Here is a 12,540-nt window from a genome sequence, read left to right as displayed (position 1 = left end):
GGCCGGCGATCCTGTGGGAGTCCGATCCTCGTGTCCCTGCGCGGCGTGCTCGACGTCGTCCTCACCGACCCCGGCCTGGCCCGGGTGGTGGCCGCGGCCGGCCAGGCCGAGCTCACCGTCACCGCGCCGCCGCCGGTGCAGCCGCTGGTCGCGGCCGCGCTGGCCGCCCAGCAGCCGGGCGCCGGCGTCCCCGTCCTCGTCGTCACCGCGGGGGAGCGCGACGCCGACGTCACCGCCGACCTGCTCCGCTGCTTCGTCCCCGGCCGGCGGGTCGAGGTGTTCCCGGCCTGGGAGACGCTCCCGCACGAGCGGCTGAGCCCGCGCGCCGACACGGTCGGCCGCCGCCTCGCCGTCCTCCGCGACCTCACCCACCCGGCCGACCGCCCGCCGGTCGACGTCCTCGTCGCGCCGGTGCGCAGCGTGCTGCAGCCGCTGGCCCCCGGGCTCGGCGACCTGACCCCCGTGGAGCTGCGCCCCGGCCAGGAGGCCGAGCTGGACGACGTCGCCCGCGCCCTGGTCGACGCCGCCTACACCCGCGTCGAGCTGGTCGAGAAGCGCGGCGAGTTCGCCGTCCGCGGCGGCCTGCTCGACGTCTTCCCGCCGACCGAGCCGCACCCCGTCCGCGTGGAGTTCTGGGGCGACGAGGTCGACGAGCTGCGCTACTTCTCCGCCGCCGACCAGCGCTCCCTCGACGACCGCCCCGAGCGGCTGTGGGCGCCGCCGTGCCGCGAGCTGCTGCTCACCGACGCCGTCCGCGCCCGCGCCGCCGAGCTCGCCGCCGAGCACCCCGGCCTCGGGGACGTGCTGGGCAAGCTGGCCGAGGGCATCGCCGTGGAGGGGATGGAGTCGCTGACCCCGGCGCTGCTGGGTGAGCAGCCCATGCAGCTGCTCACCGACCTCGTCCCGCGCGGCACGCACGTGCTCGTCTGCGACCCCGAGCGGGTCCGCACCCGCGCCGCCGACCTGGTCCGCACCGCCGAGGAGTTCCTCGCCGCCTCGTGGGCGACCGCCGCGGAGTCCGGCGAGGCGCCGCTGGACCTGGGGGCGTCGTCCTTCCGCGACCTCGCCGACGTCGAGGCCGCCGCCCGCGGCCGCGGCCTGCCCTGGTGGACGACGGGCGCCTTCACCCTGCAGGCCGAGGACGACGACACGCAGGTCACCCTCGACGCGGCCACCGTCGACCGGTTCGCCGGCGACGTGCCGCAGGCGATCGAGACCATGCGCGGCTGGCACCGCGAGGGCTGGCGGGTCGTGGTGACCTTCGCGGGCCCCGGGCCTGCCCAGCGCGCCGCCGACCAGTTCGCCGAGGCCGAGCTCGGCGCCACGCTCGTGCCGGGCATCGAGTCCGCGCCCGACCCGCAGCTGACCACGGTCACCCAGGGCAACCTCGAGGCCGGGTTCGCCTTCCCCGGCGTGGGCCTGGCCCTGCTCACCGAGCACGACCTGACCGGCTCCCGCGGCACCACCATGCGCGACGCGGTGAAGATGCCGGCCCGCCGCCGCAACGCCGTCGACCTGGTCCAGCTGCAGCCCGGCGACCTCGTCGTCCACGAGCACCACGGCATCGGCCGCTACATCGAGATGATCAGCCGCACCGTCAACGGCGGGCAGCGCGACTACCTGATCGTCGAGTACGCGCCGGGCAAGCGGAACCAGCCGCCGGACCGGCTGTTCGTCCCCACCGACTCCCTGGACCAGCTGACCCGCTACGTCGGCGGCGAGGCGCCGGCGCTGTCCAAGCTCGGCGGCGCCGACTGGCAGAAGACCAAGGGCCAGGCGCGCCGGGCGGTCAAGCAGATCGCCGCCGAGCTGATCCGGCTGTACTCCGCGCGGATGGCGACCCAGGGCCACACCTACGGCCCGGACACCGTCTGGCAGCGGGAGCTGGAGGACGCCTTCCCGTTCCAGGAGACCCCCGACCAGCTGGCCGCCATCGACGAGGTCAAGCGGGACATGGAGAACCCGGTCCCGATGGACCGGATCATCTGCGGCGACGTCGGCTACGGGAAGACGGAGATCGCCGTCCGCGCGGCGTTCAAGGCGGTGCAGGACGGCAAGCAGGTCGCGGTCCTCGTGCCGACGACGCTGCTGGCCAACCAGCACTTCAAGACCTTCTCCGAGCGGTTCGCGCAGTTCCCGGTGACGGTGAAGGTGCTGTCCCGGTTCCAGTCCGACGCCGAGACGCGGCAGATCCTCGCCGAGCTGGCCGACGGGCAGGTCGACGTCCTGGTCGGCACCCACCGGCTGCTGCAGCCCACCACGAGGTGGAAGGACCTCGGGCTGGTCGTCGTCGACGAGGAGCAGCGCTTCGGCGTCGAGCACAAGGAGTACCTGAAGACGATGCGGACGGCGGTCGACGTCCTGTCGATGTCGGCCACCCCGATCCCGCGCACGCTGGAGATGAGCCTGACCGGCATCCGCGAGATGTCGACGATCCTCACCCCGCCCGAGGAGCGGCACCCGGTGCTGACCTACGTCGGCGCGTGGGAGGACAAGCAGATGGCCGCGGCGATCCGCCGCGAGCTGCTGCGCGACGGCCAGGTCTTCGTGATCCACAACCGGGTGCAGTCGATCGACAAGGCCGCGGCGAAGATCCGCCACCTGGTGCCGGAGGCCCGCGTGGCCGTCGGCCACGGCCAGATGAAGGAGCACGAGCTCGAGCGGATCATGGTCGGCTTCTGGGAGAAGGAGTACGACGTCCTCGTCTCGACGACGATCGTCGAGTCCGGCCTGGACATCCCCAACGCCAACACCCTGATCGTCGACCGGGCCGACACCTTCGGCCTCTCCCAGCTGCACCAGATCCGCGGGCGGGTCGGCCGCGGCCGGGAGCGGGCCTACGCCTACTTCACCTACGACCCGACCCGGCCGCTGACCGAGACCTCGGTCGACCGGCTGACCACCATCGCCAACAACACCGACCTCGGCGCCGGCATGGCCGTGGCGATGAAGGACCTGGAGATCCGCGGCTCGGGCAACCTGCTCGGCGGCGAGCAGTCCGGGCACATCGCCGGCGTCGGCTTCGACCTCTACGTGCGGCTGGTCGGCGAGGCCGTGGCCGACTACCGCGCCCAGGTCACCGGTGAGGAGGCGCCCGCCGAGCCGGTCGAGGTCCGGGTCGACCTGCCGGTCGACGCGCACCTGCCGCACGACTACGTGCCCGGCGAGCGGCTGCGGATGGAGGCCTACCGCAAGGTCGCCTCGGTCCAGGACGACGACCAGGCGCAGGCCGTGCTCGACGAGCTCACCGACCGGTACGGCGCCCCGCCGGCGCCGGTGCTCAACCTGCTCGCGGTCGCCCGGTTCCGGGTGGCGATGCGGGCGCTGGGCGTCACCGAGGTGTCGCTGCAGGGCCGGGTCATCCGGATCGGCCCGGTCGACCTGCCCGAGTCCAAGCAGATGCGCCTGGCGCGGCTGGCCGAGGGGGCCACCTACAAGGCCGCCGCGTCGACCATCTCGCTCAAGGTGCCCGTCGGCCCCGACCGCCGCACCCCGCTGCGCGACGTCGCGCTGCTGGAGAACCTCCACGCGACGCTGCGGGCGGTCCTCGAGCAGCCGGCCGCCGCCTGACAGCCGCGGGAGCGTCGCAGCGAGCGAGGAGCGGACCGCGGCGCGGAAGGCGGCCCGTGTCATCGCCAGAGCTTCGTGAGCGGAGTCGCTCGAGTGCAGGAACCGCACTCGGGCGACTCCACCTGCGAGGCCCGTCACACCCGGTGTGGGAGTCTCGCCGGGTGCGCACGCGTCGACCGGCCGCCGTCCTCACCCTCGGCCTGATCGCCGGGCTGGCCCTCACCGGCTGCCGGACCTCACCCACCGTCGCCGCCTACGTCGGGGACGAGACGATCACCGTCGACGAGCTGCAGACCGCGGTCGACGACCGCCGCGCCGACCCCGCGGTGACCGCCGGTGACGAGCCGGAGTACACCCGTACGGTGCTCACCGAGCTGGTGAACAGCGCGGTCCTCACCTCCGCCGCCGAGCACTTCGGCGTCGACCCCGACCCCGAGGGGCTGCCCGAGCTGCTCGAGCTGCTGCTGGAGGGCCAGGACCCGGAGCTCTTCTACGAGCAGGCCGCGGCCCAGGGCCTCACCCGGGCCGACGCGCTCGAGCGCGTCCGGCAGGTCGCCGTGCTCGCGTCCATCGCGGTCGCCGAGGGCGCGGTCGACGAGACGACGGAGGCCTCGCTACGAGCGACCTTCGAGGAGGGGCTGGCCGGGCAGGCGGGGCAGGTGTCGCTCGGTTTCGTCAACGTCCCGGACCAGGCCGCGGCCGACGCCGCGGTCGCCGCCCTGCAGGCCGACCCCGGCAGCTACACCACGGTGGCCGCGCCCTACCTGAACGGGACGACGCTGCCCGAGCCGCAGAACGTCACCGTCGACGCCCTCGCGTCCTCCCAGCTGCCGCCCGACCTGGTCGCCCAGATCGCCGCCACCCCGCCGGGCACCGCCTTCGCCACCGCGGTCGAGGGCGTGCCCGGGCTGGTCGTCGTCTGGGTCGGGCAGCCGCAGCTGCCGACCTTCGAGGAGTCGCGGGAACAGCTCGAGCTCGCCGCGGTCAACGAGGCCGCCGAGGCCGGCGACGCGATCGTGGCCGAGTACCAGGCCGGCCTGGACATCGACGTGAACCCCCGCTACGGCTCGCTGGAGGACGGGTCGGTGGTCCCGGCCGCCGGCGGCGCCGTCGAGCTGCTCGGCACGGGGGACTGACACCGGTGCCGGTCGCGCTCGTCGTCACCACCAGCCCGCGCCTGCCGGGGCTGCTCGGCCCGGCCGGGTGGCGCGCGGTCGCCGCCGGCCGCCCGCTGGCCGCCGTCCCCGGTGCCGCGGCGACGGCCGCCGCGCTGCGCGCCGAGGGGTTCGCGGTCACCGACGTCGCGGACCTGGCGGCGGCCGCCGGCCTGCCCGGCGAGGTGGTCTGCCTCGTCCCGGCGGGGGAGCCGACCGGGGGCGCGCCCGTGGTGGCCGGCGCCCCGGAGCCCACGGGCGCGCGGCTGCTCGACGTCGTCACCGTGATGGACCGGTTGCGCTCGCCCGGCGGCTGCCCGTGGGACGCCGAGCAGACCCACTCCTCGCTGCGCGGCTACCTGCTCGAGGAGGCGCACGAGGCCTACGACGCGATCGTCGACGACGACCACCCCGCCATGCGCGAGGAGCTCGGCGACGTCCTGCTGCAGGTCGTCTTCCACGCCCGGGTCGCCGCCGAGGCCGACCCCGGCCGCCGGTTCGACGTCGACGACGTGGCCGGCGAGCTGGTCGCCAAGCTGGTCCGCCGGCACCCGCACGTGTTCGGCGACGCGGGCCCGCGCGACGTCGAGCAGGTCGAGGCGGGCTGGGAGGAGATCAAGAAGGCGGAGAAGCAGCGCCGCTCGCCGACCGAGGGCGTCTCCCGCTCGCAGCCGGCCGCCGCGTGGGGGGCCGCGCTGGTCCGCCGGGCGGGCCGGGCGGGCCTGCCGACGCCGGAGCCGGCCGAGCTGGCCGCGACCAGCCCGGAGGAGTTCGGCGAGCGCCTGCTGGCCGTCGTCGCGGGCGCGACCGCCCGCGGGTGGGACGCCGAGGACGCGCTGCGCGAGGCGGTCCGCCGCTACGCCGGGGAGCTCGACGCCGCGGCGGAGGAGCGCTCCCGGGGCTGACCGGCCGGCCCGGTCCACCGTCCCGCGTCGCCCCGCAGACCCTCACCTCCCAGCGCTCCGGTCACCTCCCGGCGCGACGGGAGCGCTGCGAGCCGACAGCGAGCGCGCGGCCGACCGGCGAGGGGGGCGAGCGCCGCGCCGGCGGCTCGTTACGCTGCCCCTCGTGGCCAGCATCGACGCCGTCGGCGCGCGGGAGATCCTCGACTCGCGCGGAAACCCCACCGTGGAGGTCGAGGTCGCCCTCGACGACGGGACGATCGCCCGCGCGGCGGTCCCCAGCGGCGCCTCCACGGGTGCCTTCGAGGCGGTGGAGCTGCGCGACGGCGGGGAGCGCTACGGCGGCAAGGGCGTGACGCAGGCCGTCGACGGCGTCCTGGACGTCATCGGCCCCGAGCTGGTCGGCTACGAGGCCAGCGAGCAGCGGCTGGTCGACCAGCGGCTGCTGGACCTCGACGGGACGCCGGACAAGTCCCGGCTGGGTGCCAACGCGATCCTCGGCGTCAGCCTCGCGGTCGCCCGGGCCGCGGCCGACTCGGCGAACCTGCCGCTGTTCCGCTACGTCGGCGGCCCGTCGGCGCACCTGCTGCCCGTGCCGATGATGAACATCCTCAACGGCGGCGCCCACGCCGACAGCAACGTCGACGTGCAGGAGTTCATGATCGCCCCGATCGGCGCCGCGACCTTCGCCGAGGCGCTGGCCGTGGGCACCGAGACCTACCACGCGCTCAAGTCGGTGCTGAAGGGCCGCGGCCTGTCCACCGGCCTGGGCGACGAGGGCGGGTTCGCCCCCGACCTGCCGAACAACCGGGCCGCGCTGGACCTGATCGCCGAGGCCGTCGAGAAGGCCGGCTACACCGTGGGCACCGACATCGCGTTCGCGCTGGACGTGGCCGCCACCGAGTTCCACTCCGACGGCGGCTACGCCTTCGAGGGCCAGACCCGCAGCGCGGAGTTCCTCACCGACTACTACCGCGAGCTGGTCGACGCCTACCCGATCGTCTCCATCGAGGACCCGCTGTCCGAGGAGGACTGGGACGGCTGGATCGCCCTGACCGCCGCCCTGGGCGACCGCGTGCAGCTGGTCGGCGACGACCTGTTCGTCACCAACCCCACCCGCCTCGCCGACGGCATCGAGCGGGACGCGGCCAACGCGCTGCTGGTGAAGGTCAACCAGATCGGCACGCTCACCGAGACGCTGGACGCGGTGAACCTGGCCCACCGCAGCGGCTACCGCTGCATGATGAGCCACCGCTCGGGCGAGACCGAGGACACCACGATCGCCGACCTGGCCGTCGCCACCGACTGCGGGCAGATCAAGACCGGTGCCCCCGCCCGCAGCGAGCGCGTCGCCAAGTACAACCAGCTGCTGCGCATCGAGGAGGAACTCGACGACGCCGCCCGCTACGCCGGCGCGTCGGCCTTCCCGCGGCTGGCCGCTCGCGGCTGACCGAGCGACCGTCGTGGCAGGTCGCGGGGACCGGCGAGGCGACCGGCGGGGACCGCGCCGGGCGAGCACCGGGCGGCCGCTGGCGCACGCGGCGTCCCGGCCGCTGCCGACCGGGCGGGTGTCCGGCGCCGGCAGCCGGCCGGAGCAGCGGCGTCCCGGCCGCCGGACGCCGCGGGCGTCGGCGGCGACCGCCCGGCCGCGCAGCCCGCTGTTCACCGGCCGCGCCGTCCTGCTGGTCGGGCTGGTGCTGCTGCTCGCGCTGACCCTCGCCGGGCCGGTGCAGCAGTACCTGGCCGGGCGCGCCGAGATCGCCCGGCTGGCCGCCGAGGGCGCCGCGCTCGACGAGCGGATCGCCGAGCGGGAGGCCCGGCTCGTCGAGCTCCGCGACCCCGCGGTGCTCGCCCGCGAGGCCCGGGAGCGGTTCTTCTACGTGGCCGAGGGCGACCGGCTGGTCCGCGTGGTCGACGAGGAGGACGCCGCCGGCGACGCCGGCACCGTCCCCGAGGCGCCCGGCACCGAGCCGCGCACCTGGTACGACGCGCTGCTGGGGTCGGTGGCGACGGCCGACGACGTGGGGGCGCCGTGAGCTGGCCCGGGGACCCGGTCCGCGAGCCGGTGACCGCCGCCGACCGCGAGGTCGTGGCCCGGCAGCTGGGCCGCCCGCCGCGCGCGCTCGCCGCGGTGGCGCACCGCTGCCCGTGCGGCCAGCCCGACGTCGTCGAGACCTCGCCGCGGCTGGAGGACGGCACGCCGTTCCCGACGCTGTACTACCTGACCTGCCCCCGGGCGAACGCCGCCGCGAGCCGGCTGGAGTCCGGCGGCCGGATGCGCGAGTGGCAGGAGGACCTGGGCACCGACCCCGAGCTCGCCGCCGGCTACCGCGCCGCGCACGAGGCCTACCTGGCCACCCGGGACGCCGCCGCCCGGCCGGGCGAGCCGGTGCTGGAGACCCGCAACACCGCCGGCGGCATGCCCGACCGGGTCAAGTGCCTGCACGCGCTGGCCGGGCACAGCCTGGCCGCCGGCCCCGGGGTCAACCCGATCGGCGACCGTGCGGTGGCCGAGATGGGGGAGTGGTGGGCGAAGGGCCCCTGCGCGCTCCCCGAGGAGGACGCATGAGCCGTGTCGCGGCGATCGACTGCGGCACCAACTCCATCCGCCTGCTCGTCGCCGACGTGCCCGCCGAGGGCCCGCACACCGACCTGCTGCGTCGCATGGAGGTGGTGCGGCTCGGGGAGGGCGTGGACGCCACCGGCCGGCTGTCCGAGGCCGCGATCGAGCGCACCCGGCGGGTGCTCGCCGAGTACGCCGCCCAGGCCCGCGACCTGGGGGCGGAGGCGGTGCGGATGGTCGCCACCAGCGCCAGCCGGGACGCCGCCAACCGCGCCGACTTCGAGCAGATGGTGCTGACGACGCTGGGCCGGCTGCCCGACGTCGTCCCCGGGTCGGAGGAGGCGCACCTGTCCTTCCTCGGCGCCACCGCCTCCCTCGACGCGGCCGTGGCCGCGCACGGCGGGCCGGCCCCGGAGGCGCCCTACCTGGTCGTCGACATCGGCGGCGGCTCGACCGAGTTCGTGCTCGGCGACGCCACCGGCGTGCGGGCGGCCCGGTCGGTGGACGTCGGCTGCGTCCGGCTGACCGAGCGGCACCTGCACGGCGACCCGCCGACCGCCGACGAGATCCAGCGGACCGAGGCCGACGTCCGCGCCGCGCTGGCGCAGGTCCAGGCCGACGTGCCGGTCGGCGAGGCCCGGACGCTGGTCGGGCTGGCCGGCTCGGTGACCACCGTCGCCGCGCTGGCGCTCGGCCTGCCGGAGTACGACGCCGAGGCGATCCACGGCTCGCGCATCCCGGTGTCCGCCGTCCGCTCGGTGACCGCGGGGCTGCTCACCGCCAGCCGGGAGCGGCGCGCCGCCGAGGCCGTCATGCACCCGGGCCGGGTCGACGTGATCGGCGGCGGCGCGCTCGTGCTGCGCGTGATCATGGACGCGTTCGCCCTCGACGTCGTCGTCGTCAGCGAGCACGACATCCTCGACGGCATCGCGCTGCAGCTGGCGCGCAGCGCGCGGGTCTAGCGGGCGGCGCGGGCCTCCCGGACCCGGTGCATGACGGCCCGCGCCAGCTCGCGCGGGCGGCCGCTGAGCGCCCGCCGGGCGGTGGCCATCACGGCCGAGCCGACGGCGGTCGCGGGCAGGTAGCCGCCCGAGCCCAGCAGCCCCGGCCGGGCCAGCACGACCCGCTCGGCGGTCACGTGCTCCGGCCGCCAGCGGAGCTTGTAGTCCTCGTCGCCGCGGAGGAACGAGTACTCCGGCAGCCCGAGCCGCTCGGCCAGTGCCAGCGCGCCGCTGACGAGCAGCACCGAGGTGTCGATGTGCTCGCGCAGCGCCGGGTCGATGCCGGCCAGGTAGTACGCCAGCTGCCGCTGCCCGACGAGGTCGATCTCGGCGGCCATCACGCGCCCGTCCAGGCGGTACTCGACGAACACGGCCTGGCCGCGCTCGACCATCGCCGGAACCGCCTCGGCGAGGAAGCCGCGGAACCGCGCGGTGAGGTGCTCGGGGTTGCCGCGCCGGCCGGCCCACTGGGCCTCGTGCAGCCGGATCAGCTCGTCGACCGCGGCGTCGACGGCGGCGGGGGACAGCTCGGCCCGCTCGACGCCCAGCGCGCCGACCTTCTTGATCTTGCGGCGCAGCGTGCTGGCGGTCCGGGAGGGCAGCCGCGCGAGCAGCTCGGCCTGCGGCAGGACGGGCAGCTCGAGGTTGAGCGAGGACGGCGCGCGCCGGGCCCGCCCCGGCCACGCCCGGGACCACTCGCGGGCCGCGGCGCCGGGGAGCACCTCCGGCAGGTCGACCACGCGCCAGCCGGGCACGGCCAGCAGCGCCCGGACCAGCCGGTCGCCGGCGTCGGGCACCTGCGGGTCGAGCAGGACGTCGGTGGAGTCGCTGAGCGGCCCGCCCAGCGGGGCCAGCGCGCGCACCGGCCCGCGGCGCAGCCGGTGCAGCGGCGCGGCCGCGACGAGGGTGTCGCCGTCCCAGACGGTGACCGCGGCCAGCTGCCCGTCCGGGACGTACGCCCGCGCCCAGGCGCTGCACCACGCGTGGGACTGGAAGGCGGTCGCCCCCGGGCTGCGGCGCCAGAGGTCGTCCCAGGCCGCGGCGAGCGCGGCGAAGGAGGCGTGGTCGGCGACGACGGTCGCGCGGGGCGCCGGGGCCGGGGCGACCGTCAGGTCCAGCTCGTCGCCGGTCGTGCCCACCGCTGCGCTCACGCGTTCGTCCCCCTCGCCTGTTGCGGCGCTCCCGCCGTCCGGCCGGGTCGCTGACCGGTCCGAGCGTAGGGACCCCGCGGGCCCGCCACGACGCCCCAAAGGGGGAGATCCGCCGCCCGGACCCGCCCGGACCCGCCCGGCCGGCCGCGCCGGGGCGGGTGGTCCACTACGGCCGTGCTCTCCGACGCCGAGGCCGGCTTCCCGGTCACCCGCACGCCGGCCGGGGTGGCGCGCTCGGCCCGCGGGGCGCGCGAGCTCGCCGTCCTCGACGCGCGGGTGTCCGGCTGCCGGGCCTGCCCGCGGCTGGTCGCCTGGCGCGAGGAGGTGGCCCGGGTCAAGCGCGCCTCGTTCCGGGACGAGGACTACTGGGGCCGGCCCGTGCCCGGGCTGGGGCCGGCCGACGCGCGGATCGCCGTCGTGGGGCTCGCGCCGGCCGCCCACGGCGGCAACCGGACCGGCCGGGTGTTCACCGGCGACCGCAGCGGCGACTGGATCTTCGCCGCCCTGTGGCGGGCCGGGCTGGCCAACCAGCCGACGTCGACGCACATCGGGGACGGCCTGGAGCTGACCGACGTCCGGGTGGCCGCCGCCGTCCGCTGCGCCCCGCCGGCCAACGCCCCCACCCCCGAGGAGCGCGACACCTGCTCGCCCTGGCTGGCCCGCGAGCTGGCCCTGCTGCCGCGGCTGCGGGTCGTCGTCGTCCTCGGCGGCTTCGGCTGGACGGCGCTGTGGCCGGTGCTCGCCGCCGCGGGGTACGGGCTGCCCCGGCCGCGGCCGGCGTTCGGGCACGGCGTGGAGGTCGCCCTGCAGGGGCCGCGCGGCCCGCTGACCCTGCTCGGCAGCTACCACGTCAGCCAGCAGAACACCTTCACGGGCAAGCTGACCGAGCCGATGCTCGACGCGGTGCTGAGCCGGGCGACGGAGCTCGCGGCCGGCGCGGACGGCTAGCGTCTGCACCGCGCCCCCGTAGCCCAACCGGCAGAGGCAGGCCCCTTAAAAGGGTCCGAGTGTGGGTTCGAATCCCACCGGGGGCACGTCCGGCGGTCCCGCCGGGCACCCGCGCGGGGGAAGTCCGCCAGGTCAGGAACGCGGAGGGCCCGTCGGGCGTTGACCCTGCCGAGTGGGGTGCAGGACCGTTGACCCCACGACCGCCAGTCACCTCGAGGAGATGACGATGCCCAGCCACAACCCGGCCTTCGGTCGGGGCTTCGCCAACGCCACCAACGGCGCGGCGGGCCAGCAGTACGGGAACTGGGGCGCGCCCCAGCCGTACGGCGCCCCGACCCAGGACCCGTACGCCGCGCCGTCGCCGTACGCGCGCACCACCACCCGCTACATGACGATGGACGACGTCGTCCAGAAGACGGGTCTGTCCCTTCTCGTCACCGTCCTCTCGGCCGCCGTCACCTGGGTGCTCCTGCCGGAGGACGTCGCGTTCGGTCTGGCCCTGCCCGCGGTGCTCGTGGCCCTCGTGCTGGGCCTGGTGATCGCGTTCAAGCAGGTCGCCAACGCCGCGGCCACGCTGGCCTACGGCGCGCTGTACGGGATCGCGCTCGGCGCGATCAGCGAGGCGTTCAACCAGGTCTACCCCGGCATCGTCATGCAGGCGCTGATCGGCACCTTCGGTGTCTTCGCCGGCATGCTCGTCGTCTACAAGACCGGCGCGATCCGGGTCACCCCCAAGCTGACCCGCTGGATCGTCGGCGCGATGTTCGGCGTCCTGGCGCTGATCCTGGTCAACCTGGTCGCGAGCCTGTTCGTCGGCGGCGACGCCCTCGGCCTGCGGGACGGCGGCCCGGTCGCGATCCTGTTCAGCCTCGTCGTCATCGGCGTCGCGGCGTTCTCGCTGCTGCTCGACTTCGACATGGCCGACCAGGCGATCCGCCGTGGCGCCCCGGCGAAGTTCGCCTGGTACATCGCCTTCGGCCTGCTGGTCACGATCATCTGGCTGTACCTGGAGATCCTGCGCCTGCTGTCCTACCTGCAGGACAACTGACGCCGGTCGCCTGACCTGAGCACCACCTGACCGTGGCCCGGTCCCCGCGAGGGGGCCGGGCCACCGTCGTGTCCGGGGCCGCCCCCCGCCCGCCCCCCCCCCCCCCCCACCGCGCACCGGCGGTTGGCGGGACGGCGACCCGGCCGGGGACCGGCTGTTCCTCGACCTGGACACGGTCCTGGAGGGGCCGCTCGCCCTGGAGC

General features: G+C 76.0%; 10 protein-coding genes and 1 tRNA gene. 10 read left to right on the top strand and 1 reads right to left on the bottom strand.

Going from position 1 to position 12,540, the window contains the following annotated elements; all coding sequences use genetic code 11:
- The first annotated feature begins 30 nt into the window (after window positions 1–30).
- The 7 genes from mfd to ACI79F_RS14490 all read left to right on the top strand — a co-directional run bounded on the left by mfd (window position 31) and on the right by ACI79F_RS14490 (window position 9,151).
- Window positions 31–3,570 carry a transcription-repair coupling factor gene (mfd, locus tag ACI79F_RS14520; protein ID WP_456545624.1) on the top strand — a complete coding sequence of 1,180 codons (3,540 nt, stop codon included), beginning with the start codon at window positions 31–33 and terminating at the stop codon, window positions 3,568–3,570.
- A gap of 161 nt (window positions 3,571–3,731) precedes the next feature.
- On the top strand, window positions 3,732–4,706 hold the full coding sequence (locus tag ACI79F_RS14515; protein WP_456545625.1) for a peptidyl-prolyl cis-trans isomerase: 975 nt from the start codon (window positions 3,732–3,734) through the stop codon (window positions 4,704–4,706).
- A gap of 5 nt (window positions 4,707–4,711) precedes the next feature.
- Window positions 4,712–5,629 (top strand): MazG family protein, encoded by a 918-nt coding sequence (locus tag ACI79F_RS14510; protein ID WP_456545626.1) that lies wholly within the window; start codon window positions 4,712–4,714, stop codon window positions 5,627–5,629.
- Between the two features lie 163 nt (window positions 5,630–5,792).
- Window positions 5,793–7,076: a phosphopyruvate hydratase gene (gene eno, locus ACI79F_RS14505; protein WP_456545627.1), complete on the top strand. Its 1,284-nt coding sequence runs from the start codon at window positions 5,793–5,795 to the stop codon at window positions 7,074–7,076.
- Between the two features lie 13 nt (window positions 7,077–7,089).
- A complete protein-coding gene (locus ACI79F_RS14500; RefSeq protein ID WP_456545628.1) occupies window positions 7,090–7,662 on the top strand; it encodes a septum formation initiator family protein in 573 nt (190 codons plus the stop codon).
- Complete coding sequence (locus ACI79F_RS14495) at window positions 7,659–8,195, top strand: DUF501 domain-containing protein (RefSeq protein ID WP_456545629.1); 537 nt, start codon at window positions 7,659–7,661, stop codon at window positions 8,193–8,195. The genes ACI79F_RS14500 and ACI79F_RS14495 overlap by 4 nt, the downstream gene beginning before the upstream one ends.
- The gene (locus ACI79F_RS14490; protein WP_456545630.1) at window positions 8,192–9,151 is read left to right on the top strand and encodes a Ppx/GppA phosphatase family protein; all 960 of its coding nucleotides are present in this window, start codon (window positions 8,192–8,194) and stop codon (window positions 9,149–9,151) included. The genes ACI79F_RS14495 and ACI79F_RS14490 overlap by 4 nt, the downstream gene beginning before the upstream one ends.
- Here ACI79F_RS14490 and ACI79F_RS14485 read toward each other — a convergent pair.
- Window positions 9,148–10,341 carry a GNAT family N-acetyltransferase gene (locus ACI79F_RS14485; protein ID WP_456545631.1) on the bottom strand — a complete coding sequence of 398 codons (1,194 nt, stop codon included), beginning with the start codon at window positions 10,339–10,341 and terminating at the stop codon, window positions 9,148–9,150. The genes ACI79F_RS14490 and ACI79F_RS14485 overlap by 4 nt on opposite strands.
- A gap of 174 nt (window positions 10,342–10,515) precedes the next feature.
- Here ACI79F_RS14485 and ACI79F_RS14480 point away from each other — a divergent pair, with 174 nt between their 5' ends.
- From ACI79F_RS14480 to ACI79F_RS14470, 3 genes are all read left to right on the top strand, one after another.
- Window positions 10,516–11,289 carry a uracil-DNA glycosylase gene (locus tag ACI79F_RS14480; protein ID WP_456545632.1) on the top strand — a complete coding sequence of 258 codons (774 nt, stop codon included), beginning with the start codon at window positions 10,516–10,518 and terminating at the stop codon, window positions 11,287–11,289.
- 12 nt (window positions 11,290–11,301) lie between these two features.
- Window positions 11,302–11,375: transfer RNA gene (locus tag ACI79F_RS14475), tRNA-Leu, on the top strand.
- Between the two features lie 140 nt (window positions 11,376–11,515).
- Window positions 11,516–12,337, top strand: a complete 822-nt coding sequence (locus ACI79F_RS14470) for a Bax inhibitor-1/YccA family protein (protein ID WP_456545633.1) — start codon at window positions 11,516–11,518, stop codon at window positions 12,335–12,337.
- Window positions 12,338–12,540 lie beyond the last annotated feature (203 nt).

The sequence above is a fragment of the Blastococcus sp. SYSU D00868 genome, from assembly GCF_054050575.1.
The sequence above is the reverse complement of the archived record's forward strand: the minus strand, read 5'-3'. Positions and strand labels throughout refer to the sequence as shown.

Excerpts from the sequence above, each read along its gene's own strand:
- ACI79F_RS14490 (WP_456545630.1), top strand. The coding sequence starts at position 8,192 with ATGAGCCGTGTCGCGGCGATCGACTGCGGCACCAACTCCATCCGCCTG.
- ACI79F_RS14470 (WP_456545633.1), top strand. The coding sequence starts at position 11,516 with ATGCCCAGCCACAACCCGGCCTTCGGTCGGGGCTTCGCCAACGCCACC.